Below are 15,052 nucleotides of genomic sequence, written 5' to 3' on the forward strand. Positions count from 1 at the left end.
ACATTGCCCAGACACTCGCGACATAAGCAGAACATCAAAGGAATGAAAAAGCACATTCCGTTAATGTTCTGCTTATGCTAGTCGTGTCTCCCAGGGCAATTCCACCTTTGAACACTTTCCTGTGGGGGGAACTGGCGAGCTTCCTCGGGCTTAAAAGCCCTGTGGGATCTCGCCTACTCCCTGTTCCCACGAGAGTCTCACCCTTCCCAAGCGACCATTGCCATAAGAAATTCTCGAAACCGACTTTTTGTAGAAGGGGTTTCTTAGTTGAAAAAGGCTATGAAATATTATTTGCACAGAGTTCTCAACACTTAGAAAGATGCCTAAATGCGATTTCGAGAAAATTATAAGGTAAGGGCGGAGGGGAACAAGGAGACTCCTGCGGGACAAGAGTGCAGGATGAGACCCCACAGAGCGTTTGTGCTGACCCCATAAAATTGGACACATAGTTTATGATGCTTTTTCATACATTTGCCTTTCTAAGACAGGACTGTTTCCCTTTAACCTGGATTTGACTCTAAGATGGTTGTAGTAATGCATATATGTCTCAAAACGATCTTTGAAATGTTGAATACTATCAAATTCTTCATAGTATAAGAATTCCGATTTAAAGATGCCGAAAAAATTCTCCATCACCGAATTATCATGACAGTTCCCTTTCCTAGACATACTTTGAGTGATGTTGTGATCTTGGAGTTTCTTTCGGAACTGAGCCATTTGGTAATGCCAACCTTGATCCGAATGGATGAGAAGATCTTCGTGTTCCTCCTTCTTTTCCAGTGCTTGGTCAAGCATCTCCTCTACAAGAGAAAAAGTCGGTCTTTCGCCTAAGGTGTAGGAAATGATCTCTCCATTGAATAGGTCAAGGACAGGAGACAAGTAAAATTTCTGGGAGAACACGCGGAATTCCGTAATGTCTGTGACCCATTTCTGATTGGGGCGATCACTCTTGAAATGGCGGTCTAGTACGTTATCGGCGGTTTTCCCAACCTTCCCTTTATAAGAGACGTATTTCTTTTGGTTCACCTGACATGCAATGCCCAGCGCTACCATGATTCGGTAGACTTTCTTGTGGTTAACCTTATAATTTTTTCTCACGAGGATGTCCGTAATTCTACGGTATCCTACACGGCCATTATGAGTGTTATAGATGAAGAGAACCCTTCTTTTCCACTTGCGGTCAGGGTCGGGCTGGCTTAGCTTTTTACTGGCATAATAAAAGGTACTGTGTGCTAGGCCGGCGACCTTAATCAGCACTTGGAGGCGGAATGCGTGCCTTAGTTCTTGGATTACTTGCGCTTTTTCTTTTGTGCCGATTTTTCCTTCTCGTGAACTAAGGCATTCAACTTTTTTAAATAAGCGTTCTCCGCACGTAATTGTTCGTTCTCTCTCTTAACTGACTCAATAGACTCATCGGTGTTGTTTTTCTTTTCCGACACGGCTTTCGACCCCTTTTCATACATCCGAAGGGCATCGTATCCACCTTTTTTCCACTTTTCCTTCCACCTTCGAGCCATAGAAGAGTCAGGAATATGGTAAATCGCCGATGCCTCCCGAATGGAACAACCCGTTCGTTCGATAAATTGAATTAATTCCAGTTTAAAGGCAGGCGAATAGTTTGTATAGGGAAAAACAAAGGCTTGATCACCATGATGTCGAACCAACTTCACCCAATAGCGAATAGATGAATCATCAACACCTGTTTCTGACGCTAAATCCCTATAACTGATGAATCCTTGTAAGTAGCGTTTAGCAATTTGTAATTTCAGTTCTGAACCAAATTTCGTCACTTTAGACACCTCTTTGAAAGTGTCCAACAATAAGGGGGCGCTTCAGTTTGCTCGAGGAGGCTCATCGCGCTCCCGCGGAAAGCGAGTTGTTCCACGTAGCCCAATAATCTCAATAAAAGTCTCGAAATCGAGTCTTCAAGAAAACTGCACGTATGTTGAATAATTATCAAATAATGGTCAACACACTTCGTAGCAGCGCTATTATATAATAGTGAATAAAAAAGACGAGCTTGGACATGATTACACCTAGAGGTGATTTCATGAAAAAGTACAGCAAGCATGTCTTTTTTACCTTGTTATTCTTGTTGGCCTTTTACAGTACGTTTTCAAATGTGACGAATCTATCGGTAACAGACTTTGATGAATGGTTGGCAGCAAAATTCAATAGTGCTTCCCTTGATGGAAGTGCTTTGGAGGATAAGAACCAGGAGTTGGATGAAAAAAGTTTAAATGTGAAAAAAGCAAAACAAAGGTATGTTTCCAGCTCGGTGATAGAAGCTGTTCAAACATTAGAAGATAGCATTGACCTCACCCAGTACTCAAGCCATGAGGTGACAGCTACAGGTTATACAGCTGGAATTGAGTCGACAGGGAAAACACCGGAGCATCCGAATTATGGGATCACATTTTCTGGTGTGAATGTAAAAAGAGATTTATATTCTACGATCGCTGCGGATTTGGATCTTTTCCCTATTGGGACTGTGCTGTTCATCCCTGGTTATGGTTATGGAGTAGTAGCAGATATTGGAGGGGCGATTAAAGGGAACAAACTTGATTTATACTTTCCTACAGTGGAGGAAGTGTATGACCAATGGGGGAAAAAGACTATTGATGTGTACGTGATTGAAAAAGGCAGTGGAGAATTGACAGAGGAAGACCTGGAAAAACTGAATCAAAATGAAGCACTGCAAGTGTTCCGATCGCAAATGAAACAATAAAAAACTCTCTTTCATCAGAAAAGAGAGTTTTTTTACGATCTGGTTTATTGAACTCATCCTTAGAATTTAAGAAAATTGTCTTCAATAAATGAGGGAATGGAGTAAAAATGTCAGCAGGATGCCTGTAAGTCCCCCGAAAAACACTTCGATGGGTTGATGACCGAGGAGTTCTTTCAGCTCTTCTTTCTTTTGATACCCTTCTTTACTCTGCCAACTTCTGGCTTCACTTACAAACCGGTTGAAATCATTAAGAAGTATATTCAGCATAATGGCTTGTTCACCAGTTTGTCGTCTTACACCTGTACTATCGAACATTACGATGATTGTAAATACACATGCAACGGCGAAAATAGATGATCCGAAACCTTGTTCAATACCGACCCCTGTAGCTAAAGCGGTTACTGCAGCAGAGTGGCTGCTGGGCATCCCACCAGTACTGAAAGCAAGGCTAGCGTTGAACTGCTTTGAAGCAATGAATTGAATAGGTATCTTAACGATTTGAGCGAAGAAAATAGCCGCTATTGACGCCCATAAGGGGAAGTTTTGAAACAAATCCAGCAATATTCTGACATCCTTTCTGATCATTCGAGGATATATATATAATGATTTATGTATAGATAGCATTTTTTCACGAGTAATGCTATTATATCATAATTGATTTGTGAACGTCTTTTCAGGGATGCAAAGTGTTTCTTTTTTTGTATACTAGAGGAGGAGGTGTTAAATATGTTTATGATTAGTAATAATTGGAAAACAGAAGGAACGATTTTGATCGGTTTGTTTAGTAATTATGACAAGGACCAAATAACAAGAATCAAAGAGCAGTTTAATATTGATTTGGAATATTACATACGAGAAAGTGATGTATCTCCCAGTTATAAACATGTAGAAAAGATAACGATCCCTTACGAAAAAGGAATGAAACGTTTGTATGTACTTGGGTTAGGAACAAGTGCAGATATGAAAAGAGACCACTTCAGAAAAGCCGTCGGGCATGCTTTTCAAGTGATGCAAAAGGATGGGACAAAAACTCCTTCCCTTTGGTTGGAAAGCTTTATATCTAGAGAAGGGGAAGTGGACGACAGGGCAGCTATGATTGCAGAATCAATGATTATCTCTACCTACCAGCTACCTTCATTCAAAACGGATGAAGAAGAAGCAGTGACAATAGAGAAATTAACCGTTCTAACAGATTATGATGAAGCAGCGATTCTAAATGCTTTAGAAAAGGGGCATGCTTTCGCAGATGGTGTAAATACAGCGCGCTACCTTGTTCATTTGCCAGCGAATATTCTGACTTCTACAGAAATGGCGGAGTTTGCTACCACAATGGCGGAGGATTATGATTTTTCATTAGATATCCTTGAAAAAGAAGATATGGAAGAATTGGGCATGGGAGCGTTGTTGGCTGTCAACCAGGGGTCCGTGGAGCCACCGAAGATGATTGTGCTCAAGTACCAGGGTTTGGATGAATGGAAAGATGTCACCGCATTTGTAGGGAAAGGAATCACTTATGATACAGGTGGCTATTCCATAAAAACTAAAGCAGGAATGCCCGGAATGAAAGGGGACATGGGCGGAGCTGCCGCTGTCCTCGGGGCAATGGAAACAATCGGTCAGATGAAGCCGGCCAGGAATGTCATCGCTGTTATTCCTTCTACTGACAATATGATTTCAGGGGCAGCTTTTAAACCGGATGATGTCATAACTTCTATGAGCGGGAAAACCATTGAGGTATTGAACACGGATGCGGAGGGCCGCCTTGCCTTAGCTGATGGTGTGACATATGCTCAAAGTGAAGGGGCTGACCGGGTTATTGATGTGGCCACCCTTACAGGTGGAGTGGTAACTGCGCTAGGTTCATGGATGACTGGCGCAATGACTAATAATCGAGACTTCTATCAGGAAGTTGAACATACGGGTGAAACGTTTGGAGAACCGATATGGTTGTTGCCATATAATGAAGATTACCAAGCGCAAGTGAGAAAAAGTTCAATAGCGGACTTGAATAATTCCCCGACCAGGAAAGCACATGCCATTATGGGAGGGGCATTTGTAGGAGCTTTTGTGGAAAAGGTACCATGGGTCCACCTGGACATTGCCGGCACTTCCATCGCCGAGGCATCCTATGAATTAGGGCCTAAAGGTCCTACGGGGGTCATGGCCAAAACATTGGCAGGATATATTATCCAATAATCTTATAAGTCCTTCTAAGCGGTGCTGCTTAGGAGGCTTTTTTATTCGGGAATTTTCGGGATCGCAGGACATTCAATGAGCTTGCATATTTATTCTTTACCACTCACCTTAGACTGGAACCATTGCTCCTCATGTTGTATAGAATACAATAAGATCATTTAAGGGAGGCTGTACTTTGTCTCTTTTATCACGGTTGAAGCAAAGGATTCGGCTGTTTTCAGTCTTTAATTCTGTTAAGAGATTCCCCTTTTCAGAGGTGTTAACTGAAAGTATCGGTACCATTCTTATCATCCAGACCATCGATCATACTTTATATGGGAAAGTGGATATGGTGGGCAAGGATTATATATTAATGAACATAGGTGATCGGGTATTCTCTATTGATATAAAAGATATTACTAATGTTCTTACAAAATAAAAGCACCCAATTTAATTGGGTGCTTTCTTTATTATCGTCATTAGTCTTGAATGGCTGCTTCAAGAGCTACTTCAATCATTTCATTGAAAGTTGTCTGACGTTCTTCAGAAGTCGTTTCTTCTCCAGTCAGGATGTGGTCGCTGACGGTTAATACAGACAAAGCTTGGCGGTTGAACTTAGCAGCTAAAGTATAAAGTGCTGTAGTTTCCATTTCGACAGCTAAGACATTATATTTTGCTAAGAGGTTGAAAAGGTCCTTTGCTTGGTCACGATAGAAGCTATCACTCGTAAATACGTTACCGACACGGAGTTTCAAGCCTTTTTCAACACCTGCATCATATGCATTCTTCAACAAATGGAAATCTGCTGTAGGAGCGAAGTCGATGCCGTTGAATACCATGCGGTTCATTTGGGAGTCTGTAGTAGATGTAGATGCAAGGATTACATCGCGAACTTTCACATCACTTTGAAGAGCCCCGCAGGAGCCGACACGGATCAATTTCTGCACACCATAGCTTTCCATCAATTCATTGACGTAAATGGAGATGGATGGGACGCCCATCCCCGTCCCTTGAACGGAGATACGCTCTCCTTTATAAGTACCTGTGTAGCCATACATACCACGAACTTCATTGTAGCATGTAGCATCTTCCAGAAAATTTTCAGCAATATATTTTGCTCTTAGCGGGTCCCCGGGAAGAAGAATCTTATCTGCGATATCTCCGGGTTTTGCCCCGATATGTGTTGTCATAGGTATAACCTCCTCCAAAACTTTCGACTATTTAAAATTACCATACCCCATGTCAGAAAACAAATGGTGTTGTGTTGATTGTAAGGGCTGAAAGAATAAGGTTACAGAAATGATTTGGGGATCGTACTATGCGGTATGCATCGATAGAGAGTGTGAGCAAAATGACCGGTTAGGCAGGGATATACGCACAAGGTGGGGGCATGTGTGGTTCAGGAAAAGCCATCCATTAACTAGAGGATTGCTGACTCATATGAAATGTATGAGAATCGAAGATGTTTATCTGCAAGAAGAAGAGAAGTTGTGGCAGATGACTGCCACAACTTTCTTATTCAAAATATTGTCTTTCCAGGTTATCCAATTGAATTTTCGCATTTTGATTGAATTCAGTTTCTCTCCGTGTCAATTTACTCCTCAAGGTTTGGACCGCTAGTTTCAATGACTCCTGGTAGGCGGGAATTTCATTTTCCTCATATGCATGAACCGCTTCTTTTTGGACGTTCGCTTTTTCATTATAGCTTAAAGCTTTCCGTTGATGAAAGAAGACATCTTCTGTCTTTCCAGGGTTGTGTAAGTCTCCTTGCATAGGGTGCTTTTCTACTGCCAGAACCTTTATGAGGTAAAAACGATTCCTGTCTTCTATGACTTCGCCTATGTAAATACCTGTTTTGTAGTGGGCTTTGACGATTGTTCCATTTTCAAATGTTGTCAAAACTTCCCCTCCTTTTATTTTACTTTCTCATTTCTATTGTAACAAAATACGAAAATGTGAAGAATACGTGAAGTTCTTCAATCTGCACCTTACTATCTGATATACTTGCTGAGAAGGATGTGGTTCATTATGATGGAATTCTTATACTTTCCACAAGATAAATCGGAGTACATTCCCGCCGTTCTCATGTTGATTGTCTTTATAGTTGCTGCAGCGGCAACGATGATTTTGATTATAAAAGCTTCTCAAAAAGAAGAAAAAAAAATTGACGAAAAGTTCGGGTCGGAAGAACAACCTACTCAAAATCAAAAGCCACGTTAGGCACTATGTCTAGCGTGGCTTTGTTATATTTTCTCGCTATCAGGAGATACTAACCATAGAAAAGCGCTAGGGAACGGAGGTACACAATGAAAAAATGGTCAGTGTCTTTGAGTATCCTTCTATTACTGATAGTCGGGTGTTCAGGGGGAGAGCGTTCCCCTTTAGAAACTTCAGTTTACAATTCGGAAAATGATAAAATCGGGACAGCGGTCTTCACCGAACAGCCAGAGGGAGTTCAAGTCAAGTTGAAAATTGAGGGTCTTGAACCAGGTATGCATGGAGTACATATCCATGAGTTTCCAAAATGTGAAGCTCCTGATTTCAAAAGCGCAGGGAATCATTTCAATCCTTTGGCTAAGGAGCATGGCCTCATGAACAGCAAGGGGGCTCATGCGGGAGATATGCCGAATGTGGAAGCAGACGCTAGCGGTATGATTGATACGGAGCTGATGCTTCCCGAAGCGAAATTGAAAGAAGATCAAATGTCGTTATTGCGAAAAGAGGGGACCTCCATAGTGATTCATAGCGGTCCTGATGATGGAATGTCGCAGCCTTCCGGTGACTCTGGTGACCGAGTAGCTTGCGGAAAAATAACGTTAAATGCTGATAAAGATGAAGCTAGTGATCCAACGGAACCAGACAAGAAGCAAGAAAACAATTAAAAAAGTCTCCTCAGGGAGACTTTTTTATGTCCATACATGACTTTACTGAGCATTCACAGCGTCTATGATTCTAGAAATCCCTTCTTCTAATATAGACTTTGGAGCTGCAATATTTAAACGCATGAAGCCTTTTCCTTCATCCCCGAAAGATACTCCGTCATTCAAACCAACTTTCGCTTTTTTCTGCATGAATGACTTCAATTCTTTTTGATTCATTTGCAGTCCTCGGCAGTCTATCCAAAGCAAATAGGTTCCTTCAGCAGGGAAGACCTTGAGTAAAGAAGTTTCAGAGTGGATGCGTTCCATCACATAATCCCGGTGACTTTCTAAGACTTCATTTAATTCTTCCAACCACTCTTCTCCATGTTCATAAGCAGCCTCCATCGCAGTGATTCCAAGCGTGTTAAGCATCATCATCCCTTGATTATGAAATTGTTTATCTAATTTCTTTTTAATGCTTGCATCAGCAGTGACCACATAGGAGGTTTGTAATCCAGCCAAGTTAAATGTTTTTGTTGGAGACAAGCATGTGATGGTCAATTGATTTATCGGTTCAGAAAGCGACGCGATTGGCGTATGCTTATGGCCGCTGAAAATTAAATCCGCGTGGATTTCATCTGCTACGATTTTCACACTGTGTTTTTCACATATATCACTCAATCTTTTTAATTCTTCTTTCGTCCATACACGCCCCACTGGGTTGTGGGGGTTGCAAAGAATAAAGAGAGTAACACCATTTTCTTTTATTTTCCTCTCGAAGTCATCGAAATCAATCTCGTATCGATTATCTTTTAACACCAAAGGGTTTTTGACGACGTGACGTCCGTGGTCTTTGATGACACTGTAAAATGGAGGATAGACAGGCGTTTGGATAATAACGTGATCACCAATATCTGTCAAGGATTGAATGATCATGTGAAGAGAAGGGATGACCCCAGGGCTGTATGTAATCCATTCCGGGTCGATCTCCCAGCCGTGTCTTTTTGATAACCATTCAGTGATTTGGTTTTTTACGAGTCGATCAGGAAGAGTATAGCCGAAAATCCCGTGTTCAACTCGTTCCATTAATGCATTGGTTACAGCTTCTGGTGTTTTAAAGTCCATATCTGCTACCCACATCGGTAGAACATCCTTATCTTGATAAAGCTCTTCTGCCATATCCCACTTCACAGACCTTGTGCCTTTTCTAGAAATGAATTGATTGAAATGTTCCAACAGAGTTCCCTCCACTATATTTCAGTTTATCTTATTATCATAACCGAATCAGGGAGTCTAATGAAAACATACTGCTTTATATTTAATGAGGACTTCTTAAATACCTTTATTAAAAAAATGTTTTTCAGTCGGGTTTTTGTTTAATGGAAAAATGGTGGAAGACACAAGGGGGGGGAAAAAAGCAAAAAAAAAGCAAAGCGAACGTTCGCTCTGCTTACACAGGGGGAATACGAGAAAGTCTTACGTTACTTAATATAACCACATTTCATAGATTATAAACCTATTTATTTACTTTTTTTGCTGATTTAAATCATAAAGAAGATTCATAGCACGCAGTACATCCTGTTCAGAGAAGTCGCGGGCCTTTTTTAAGATGAGCTTGGAACTTTTTGTACCGATTTCACTAATGAGATTTTCGAGCTCTTTATCAATTTTAGTGTCATCTTCATGAAATTCCATAAGTTCAGAGGCGGGGATGTCAAGGACGGTGGATATTTTGAGGATCGTATCAAGTTCCGGAATGCGTTCATTAGATTCATAACTTTCTAATGTTTGTATTCCCATCCTCGCTTTTATGGCGAGTTCTTCCATTGTCACCTTCTTCAGTTCACGGTACTTACGAATGTTATTACCAACTGACATAAATATACCTCCTCACTCTTTTCTATATTATACCATGATAGAGAAGGTGAAATTATGAACATTTAGAGGTGAAATTGAAACGGCGCTTTGCTAAATGTATAGTTTTATGGTAAAATCATTTATTGCGTGAAAAGAAGCGAATAATAATTAATCAGGAGTTGTATAGCATGTCAGATAAGTTCCAAGAAGGACAGGTATTAGAAGGTAAAGTTACAGGAATTCAACCATACGGTGCTTTCGTTGCATTGGATGAAAAAGTACAAGGTCTTGTTCACATTTCAGAAGTTACACACGGTTATGTTAAAGACATTAATGAGCACCTTTCTGAAGGTGACGATGTACAGGTTAAAATCTTGAACATTGATGAAAAGAGCAACAAATACTCACTTTCCATCCGTGCAACTCAAGAAGCACCAAAAGCTGCACGCCGCCCACGCAAGCAAGCGGCACCGAAACAACATGAAGAGTCTACAGCAGGATTTAATTCCTTGAAAGACAAATTGGAAGACTGGATCAAACAGTCTGACGATCGTGAAAAGTTCCGTAAATAATGAATGAAAAAGAGCCGGGTCAGTTGACCCGGCTCTTTTTGCATCGACTAAGTACTACTGGGTTTATATTCAACTCATTGTACTAGTCGAGGGTAACTTTTCACAGGGGAAACTATTTTTTCCTCTTGGGTCTTAATATGCGAGACCAGTCTGTTTCTTTGTTTTATTCATTTGTTTCTGGTGCAGTTGTATCGCTGTATTCAGCTGCTGGTGAAAAGTAAAGGGAAATGGCAATAAGTCCACTGATGCCTACAAGTGTGTAAATGACACGAGCGAAAGCCCCACTCTGCTCACCGCCACCGAATAATCCCGCCACTAAATCGTATTGGAATAAACCGATCAGTCCCCAGTTGATGGCTCCTATGATAACTAAAATTAAGGCTACGCGTTGAATCCAACTCATATGGATAACCTCCTTATCAATTTAATTTGGAATTCCCACATAGCATAAGCGTTATGGTGAAAATTATGCACGTTGCATTTCCTTTGAGATATTAATTGAATTCGGGGATAATATGAAAAGTAGTTCAGATCAGAAAGGGGAATTCTTATGGATGCTTTTACGTTTCATAATCCGACAAAATTGATTTTTGGTAAAGATCAAATCACCCAATTGCCAACCCAGCTTCCTGGAGGTACAAAGAAAGTCTTGCTTGTATATGGTGGAGGCAGTATCAAAAGGAACGGGGTTTATGACGAGGTAATGAAACAGTTGAGCCAAGCTGATGTAGAAGTTTTCGAACTTTCAGGTGTAGAACCGAACCCGAAGCTGACGACTGTTGAAAGAGGAGTAGAAATTTGTAAAAAAGAAAAAATTGACTTTCTACTTGCTGTTGGTGGAGGAAGTGTCATTGACTGTACGAAGACGATTGCAGCAGGGGCTGAATTTGATGGAGCTCCCTGGGACCTTGTTACACGAAAATCGAAGCCAAAAGCCGCTCTTCCTTTCGGTACTGTGCTGACATTAGCAGCGACTGGTTCTGAAATGAATGCAGGTGCAGTCATCACCAATTGGGAAACGAATGAAAAATATGGATGGGGAGCGGCACCTTTAACTAATCCTGCTTTTTCAATATTGGATCCTGCTTATACAGTAAGTGTCCCGAGAGATCAAACCATATATGGTGTTGTTGATATGATGACACACATGTTAGAACAGTACTTCCATACCCCGACCCAATCACCTGTACAGGACGAAATGATTGAAGGGGTATTGAGGACAGTCATCGAAACTGCGCCTGAACTGCTTAAGGATTTAGAATCAGTGGAACATCGGGAAACGGTCTTATATGCAGGGACCATCGCACTTAACGGAATGTTGCAAATGGGGTATCGCGGTGACTGGGCAAGTCATAATATTGAACATGCGGTCTCAGCTGTTCATGATATACCACACGCAGGCGGACTAGCGATTCTATTCCCTAATTGGATGAAGCACAATTTAGATGTGGATGAGCAAAGGTTCGTTCAATTAGCTGTTAAAGTATTCGGGGTTACAAAAGAAGGAAAAAGTGACCGGGAAGTGGCAGAAGAAGGAATTGAAGAATTACGCAAATTCTGGTCTTCCATAGGGGCTCCAGAAACACTCAGATATTATGACATCGATGATGATAAATTTGATGTGATCATTGATCGTGCCATGAAGCGCGGACCATTTGGTAACTTCAGCCAGCTTCATAAAGAAGATGTAGAGAAAATTCTGGAAATGTCTAAATGACAAAAGAGGTACGGTTTTCCGTACCTCTTTTGTCATTAATCGCCTGCCAGACCACTCCAAAGCTGGGTGACCAGGGGCAAATGCTTTTGTTCGTTTTTTCAATTTTATCAAAATTATAATATTAAATTGAACATGTATCCGTTTACAATGAAAGGTTCGCTTGATTTGAATAAAAGGTTTCGATAAAGTGAAATTGTTCCAGGTAATAAAATTGAGATTTGGAGGTTAATAAATGACACATATTCGGTTTGATTATGAAAAGGCTTTGCCATTCTTTGGTGAACATGAACTTGAATATATGCAAGGAGCTGTTACTCAGGCTCATAAAGTATTACACGAAAAAACGGGCGCAGGCAATGACTTTTTGGGGTGGTTAGACCTCCCGGAAGATTATGATAAAGACGAATTCGCACGGATTAAGAAGTCTGCTGAGAAAATCAAATCAGATTCAGACGTTCTACTGGTTATTGGTATCGGTGGATCTTACTTAGGAGCACGGGCTGCATTGGAAATGCTGAATCATAGCTTCTACAATGAATTAGCATCCGAAGACCGCGATACACCTCAGGTCTTCTTTGTAGGGAACAGCCTCAGTGCACCATACATGAATGAATTGTTTGATGTACTTAAGGGTAAAGATGTATCCATCAATGTCATCTCCAAAAGTGGGACGACTACTGAACCGGCTATCGCCTTTCGTATATTCCGCAAGTTTTTGGAAGAAAAGTATGGACAGGAAGAAGCACAGAAGCGTATTTACGCGACAACAGATAAAAACAAAGGTGCTCTTAAAACTCTAGCTGGTGAACAAGGATATGAGACGTTTGTAGTACCAGATGATGTAGGCGGACGTTATTCCGTTCTTACAGCTGTTGGCTTACTTCCAATCGCAGCAAGTGGAATAGATATAGAAGAAATGATGAAAGGTGCCCAGGCGGCAAGACAAGAGCTGAGTACTGATCAATTGTCAGAAAATCCGGCTTACCAATATGCTGCTGTGAGAAACGTCCTTTACAATAAAGGGAAAACCATCGAAATGTTGGTCAACTATGAGCCTTCTCTTCAATATTTCTCGGAGTGGTGGAAGCAGCTTTTCGGGGAGAGTGAAGGAAAAGATCAAAAAGGAATTTTCCCAGCATCAGCGAACTTCTCCACAGATTTGCATTCCTTAGGTCAATACGTACAGGATGGCCGCAAAGATTTGTTTGAAACGGTTCTCCATGTAGAATCACCAGCTTCAGACATTACCATTGAAGAAGATGACCAGAACCTGGATGGCCTTAATTACCTCGCTGGAGGGACTGTGGATGAAGTAAATGAAAAAGCTTATTTAGGAACGATGCTTGCACACACAGATGGAGACGTGCCGAACTTGATCCTCCATATGCCGAAAAGAGATGCATACACATTTGGTTATCTTGCATATTTCTTTGAAAAAGCATGTGCTATCAGTGGTTACCTGTTAGGGGTGAATCCATTCGACCAGCCAGGAGTCGAGGCATACAAGAAGAATATGTTTGCATTACTTGGCAAGCCTGGATTCGAAGAAGAAAAAGAAAAATTGGAAAAGCGCCTGTAAATATAAACTATATTTTACTACCTTTTACCACCTCAGGTCATCCAGAAAATGGATGACCTGAGGTGGTTTTATTTGGGCATAGTAAGCTATAAAGGAGTGATGATTTTGATACCACTATCTTCCCCGCTTACGGGCAGTGTGTTTACTTTCGATGATGTTGAAAAAGAGTTGAAGGCTCTAGGGTTCACCCTTGCAGATAACTGGGATTATGAACATGGGTATTTTGATAACAAAATTGATGATCATGTCGGTTACCAGTTTATTCGTCTGCCATTTGTAGTTACATCCGGTTCACTGGACGCTCCGAGTGATCATGCACTAATACAGATGGAAGAACCTTTCTTGTTATCTCATAAATATAATCCAGGTTTAGATGACAACGTTAAAGAAGGGAATGTCCGGGCGATTTTCGATCAATTCCAAGAACCTGTCGATAAAGATGCTTCGTTTCCCGAAGAGCACATCAGTGCAGGAGAGGATTTGTTACACCAGGTGGAACAGGCTTTATTAACGAAGAGGTGAGAAGACAATCAATATATCTCCTTTTTCTAACGTGATCCCAGTGTGGATATTGAATGAGACCTCCCCATTTTTCCGGATTCCGATAATTTGAAAACAGTTTTCTAAGAAATGTTCATATGCTTTGATTATTGGCTGTCCGACAAGCTCATCGGTGATTCTTTCTTCGTGGAACTGACGCTCTGTCAATAGGCTGAGCAACAACTCGAACGGCTTAACTGGGTCATTCCTATACAGTTCCTGATAAAAAAGACTGCTCATAAAATCGTTTGAACGGATGACAGTGTTCGCACCAGCACGTTCCGCATTGATACGTTGGCGTTCTGTCAAGATCTCCGCTATGATGAATAAACCCGGGTGGTGCCCTTTCAAGGCCACAATTTGATGGATGACGGATTGATCTGACTGTTGTTCTTCCATAGATGGGTCAGCGGTGATGATTGCGATACGGGCTTCTTTTAGATTGGCTTGTTCCAACGTTTCCTCGTGCGTTGCGCTACCTTTGACGAAATGGACAGAGGATAGACGCTGATAAAAACGGTTCATTGTGCGATCGATTAAGACGATTCTTTCATGTAAATTTTGTTCTTCAAGCATATCAATCAAATGCCTGGTCCGTTCATTCCAACCGACAACAACTAAGTGTTCATTTCCTTTGAAATCAATTTTACCTTCGGAGAGGTTTGTTTCATGTTTGATGGTTGAAGCGGATAAAGTCGCCATATAAAAGGTGACTAATCCTCCTCCAGAAAGAATCAGTAAAATAGCTATCACTTTTCCCGACAAACTTAATGGGACGTAATCGCCGTAACCGACTGTAGCACCTGTCACAAAGGCCCACCAGATCCCGTCGAACACCGTAGGGAAATTATCTGGCTCTATAATATGAATCGTTGCCCCAAAAAGGAACATCATGAGGAATACCGTACTTAATAAACGTAGGAACAAAGGAATTTGGAAATACTGGCGAATCCAATGCTGCATCATTTTCGCCCCTTTTTATCATCAGTATGGGAGATTATCCATAAATTCAAACATAAAAAA

17 protein-coding genes are annotated in these 15,052 nt (G+C 41.1%); 9 read left to right on the plus strand and 8 right to left on the minus strand.

The features are described from left to right. Positions 1 to 450 precede the first annotated feature (450 nt). Positions 451 to 1,790 (minus strand): IS3 family transposase gene (locus HLI_RS17090; RefSeq protein ID WP_128526124.1). Its coding sequence is split into 2 segments (ribosomal slippage): positions 451 to 1,340 and positions 1,340 to 1,790, totalling 1,341 coding nucleotides; the frame shifts between segments, so codons are not numbered across the junction. A 260-nt stretch (positions 1,791 to 2,050) separates the two neighbouring features. On the opposite strand from HLI_RS17090, the gene HLI_RS17095 reads away from it, so the two are divergent. Next, entirely contained in the window at positions 2,051 to 2,728 is a 678-nt protein-coding gene (locus HLI_RS17095) for a 3D domain-containing protein (protein ID WP_128526125.1), read from the plus strand. 81 nt (positions 2,729 to 2,809) lie between these two features. On the opposite strand, the gene HLI_RS17100 is transcribed toward HLI_RS17095, so the two are convergent. Next, positions 2,810 to 3,286: a divergent PAP2 family protein gene (locus HLI_RS17100; protein ID WP_128526924.1), complete on the minus strand. Its 477-nt coding sequence runs from the start codon at positions 3,284 to 3,286 to the stop codon at positions 2,810 to 2,812. Positions 3,287 to 3,454: 168 nt separating this feature from the next. Here HLI_RS17100 and HLI_RS17105 point away from each other — a divergent pair, with 168 nt between their 5' ends. Further along, positions 3,455 to 4,924 (plus strand): leucyl aminopeptidase, encoded by a 1,470-nt coding sequence (locus tag HLI_RS17105; protein ID WP_128526126.1) that lies wholly within the window; start codon positions 3,455 to 3,457, stop codon positions 4,922 to 4,924. A gap of 175 nt (positions 4,925 to 5,099) precedes the next feature. Beyond that, complete coding sequence (locus tag HLI_RS17110; RefSeq protein ID WP_164908595.1) at positions 5,100 to 5,342, plus strand: DUF2642 domain-containing protein; 243 nt, start codon at positions 5,100 to 5,102, stop codon at positions 5,340 to 5,342. 40 nt (positions 5,343 to 5,382) lie between these two features. On the opposite strand, the gene deoD is transcribed toward HLI_RS17110, so the two are convergent. Together deoD and HLI_RS17120 are read right to left on the minus strand one after the other, a co-directional pair. Further along, entirely contained in the window at positions 5,383 to 6,093 is a 711-nt protein-coding gene (gene deoD / locus HLI_RS17115; protein WP_128526128.1) for a purine-nucleoside phosphorylase, read from the minus strand. 325 nt (positions 6,094 to 6,418) lie between these two features. Beyond that, positions 6,419 to 6,802: a kinase-associated lipoprotein KapB gene (locus HLI_RS17120; protein WP_128526129.1), complete on the minus strand. Its 384-nt coding sequence runs from the start codon at positions 6,800 to 6,802 to the stop codon at positions 6,419 to 6,421. Between the two features lie 129 nt (positions 6,803 to 6,931). On the opposite strand from HLI_RS17120, the gene HLI_RS17125 reads away from it, so the two are divergent. After that, positions 6,932 to 7,123: a hypothetical protein gene (locus tag HLI_RS17125; RefSeq protein ID WP_128526130.1), complete on the plus strand. Its 192-nt coding sequence runs from the start codon at positions 6,932 to 6,934 to the stop codon at positions 7,121 to 7,123. 86 nt (positions 7,124 to 7,209) lie between these two features. Continuing rightward, positions 7,210 to 7,785 (plus strand): superoxide dismutase family protein, encoded by a 576-nt coding sequence (locus HLI_RS17130; RefSeq protein ID WP_128526131.1) that lies wholly within the window; start codon positions 7,210 to 7,212, stop codon positions 7,783 to 7,785. A 42-nt stretch (positions 7,786 to 7,827) separates the two neighbouring features. Here HLI_RS17130 and HLI_RS17135 read toward each other — a convergent pair whose 3' ends face one another. Together HLI_RS17135 and HLI_RS17140 are read right to left on the minus strand one after the other, a co-directional pair. Then, positions 7,828 to 9,000, minus strand: coding sequence for a MalY/PatB family protein (locus HLI_RS17135; protein ID WP_128526132.1), 1,173 nt, complete (start codon positions 8,998 to 9,000; stop codon positions 7,828 to 7,830). Between the two features lie 288 nt (positions 9,001 to 9,288). Next, positions 9,289 to 9,642 carry a helix-turn-helix domain-containing protein gene (locus HLI_RS17140; RefSeq protein WP_128526133.1) on the minus strand — a complete coding sequence of 118 codons (354 nt, stop codon included), beginning with the start codon at positions 9,640 to 9,642 and terminating at the stop codon, positions 9,289 to 9,291. A 167-nt stretch (positions 9,643 to 9,809) separates the two neighbouring features. Here HLI_RS17140 and yugI point away from each other — a divergent pair, with 167 nt between their 5' ends. Then, the gene (gene yugI / locus HLI_RS17145; RefSeq protein WP_128526134.1) at positions 9,810 to 10,193 is read left to right on the plus strand and encodes a S1 domain-containing post-transcriptional regulator GSP13; all 384 of its coding nucleotides are present in this window, start codon (positions 9,810 to 9,812) and stop codon (positions 10,191 to 10,193) included. A gap of 163 nt (positions 10,194 to 10,356) precedes the next feature. Here yugI and HLI_RS17150 read toward each other — a convergent pair whose 3' ends face one another. Further along, the gene (locus HLI_RS17150) at positions 10,357 to 10,596 is read right to left on the minus strand and encodes a DUF378 domain-containing protein (RefSeq protein ID WP_128526135.1); all 240 of its coding nucleotides are present in this window, start codon (positions 10,594 to 10,596) and stop codon (positions 10,357 to 10,359) included. A 147-nt stretch (positions 10,597 to 10,743) separates the two neighbouring features. Here HLI_RS17150 and HLI_RS17155 point away from each other — a divergent pair, with 147 nt between their 5' ends. The 3 genes from HLI_RS17155 (at position 10,744) to HLI_RS17165 (ending at position 14,011) form a co-directional block, all read left to right on the plus strand. Beyond that, entirely contained in the window at positions 10,744 to 11,910 is a 1,167-nt protein-coding gene (locus HLI_RS17155) for an iron-containing alcohol dehydrogenase (RefSeq protein WP_128526136.1), read from the plus strand. 232 nt (positions 11,911 to 12,142) lie between these two features. Then, entirely contained in the window at positions 12,143 to 13,489 is a 1,347-nt protein-coding gene (locus HLI_RS17160; RefSeq protein WP_128526137.1) for a glucose-6-phosphate isomerase, read from the plus strand. Between the two features lie 105 nt (positions 13,490 to 13,594). After that, on the plus strand, positions 13,595 to 14,011 hold the full coding sequence (locus HLI_RS17165; RefSeq protein WP_128526138.1) for a YugN-like family protein: 417 nt from the start codon (positions 13,595 to 13,597) through the stop codon (positions 14,009 to 14,011). Here the strand turns inward: HLI_RS17165 and HLI_RS17170 are convergent. Beyond that, a complete protein-coding gene (locus HLI_RS17170; protein ID WP_128526139.1) occupies positions 13,997 to 14,992 on the minus strand; it encodes a potassium channel family protein in 996 nt (331 codons plus the stop codon). The two genes, HLI_RS17165 and HLI_RS17170, sit on opposite strands and share 15 nt — an antisense overlap. Positions 14,993 to 15,052: the final 60 nt, after the last annotated feature.

Source organism: Halobacillus litoralis, from assembly GCF_004101865.1.
In the GTDB taxonomy this organism is placed as follows: Bacteria; Bacillota; Bacilli; order Bacillales; family Halobacillaceae; genus Halobacillus; species Halobacillus litoralis_A.

What these genes read in the sequence shown, in the direction of transcription:
- HLI_RS17095 (WP_128526125.1), top strand. Translation starts at nt 2,051, where the DNA reads ATGAAAAAGTACAGCAAGCATGTCTTTTTTACCTTGTTATTCTTGTTG.
- HLI_RS17105 (WP_128526126.1), top strand. Translation starts at nt 3,455, where the DNA reads ATGTTTATGATTAGTAATAATTGGAAAACAGAAGGAACGATTTTGATC.
- deoD (WP_128526128.1), bottom strand. Translation starts at nt 6,093, where the DNA reads ATGACAACACATATCGGGGCAAAACCCGGAGATATCGCAGATAAGATT.
- HLI_RS17125 (WP_128526130.1), top strand. Translation starts at nt 6,932, where the DNA reads ATGATGGAATTCTTATACTTTCCACAAGATAAATCGGAGTACATTCCC.
- HLI_RS17130 (WP_128526131.1), top strand. Translation starts at nt 7,210, where the DNA reads ATGAAAAAATGGTCAGTGTCTTTGAGTATCCTTCTATTACTGATAGTC.
- HLI_RS17140 (WP_128526133.1), bottom strand. Translation starts at nt 9,642, where the DNA reads ATGTCAGTTGGTAATAACATTCGTAAGTACCGTGAACTGAAGAAGGTG.
- yugI (WP_128526134.1), top strand. Translation starts at nt 9,810, where the DNA reads ATGTCAGATAAGTTCCAAGAAGGACAGGTATTAGAAGGTAAAGTTACA.
- HLI_RS17150 (WP_128526135.1), bottom strand. Translation starts at nt 10,596, where the DNA reads ATGAGTTGGATTCAACGCGTAGCCTTAATTTTAGTTATCATAGGAGCC.
- HLI_RS17155 (WP_128526136.1), top strand. Translation starts at nt 10,744, where the DNA reads ATGGATGCTTTTACGTTTCATAATCCGACAAAATTGATTTTTGGTAAA.
- HLI_RS17160 (WP_128526137.1), top strand. Translation starts at nt 12,143, where the DNA reads ATGACACATATTCGGTTTGATTATGAAAAGGCTTTGCCATTCTTTGGT.
- HLI_RS17170 (WP_128526139.1), bottom strand. Translation starts at nt 14,992, where the DNA reads ATGCAGCATTGGATTCGCCAGTATTTCCAAATTCCTTTGTTCCTACGT.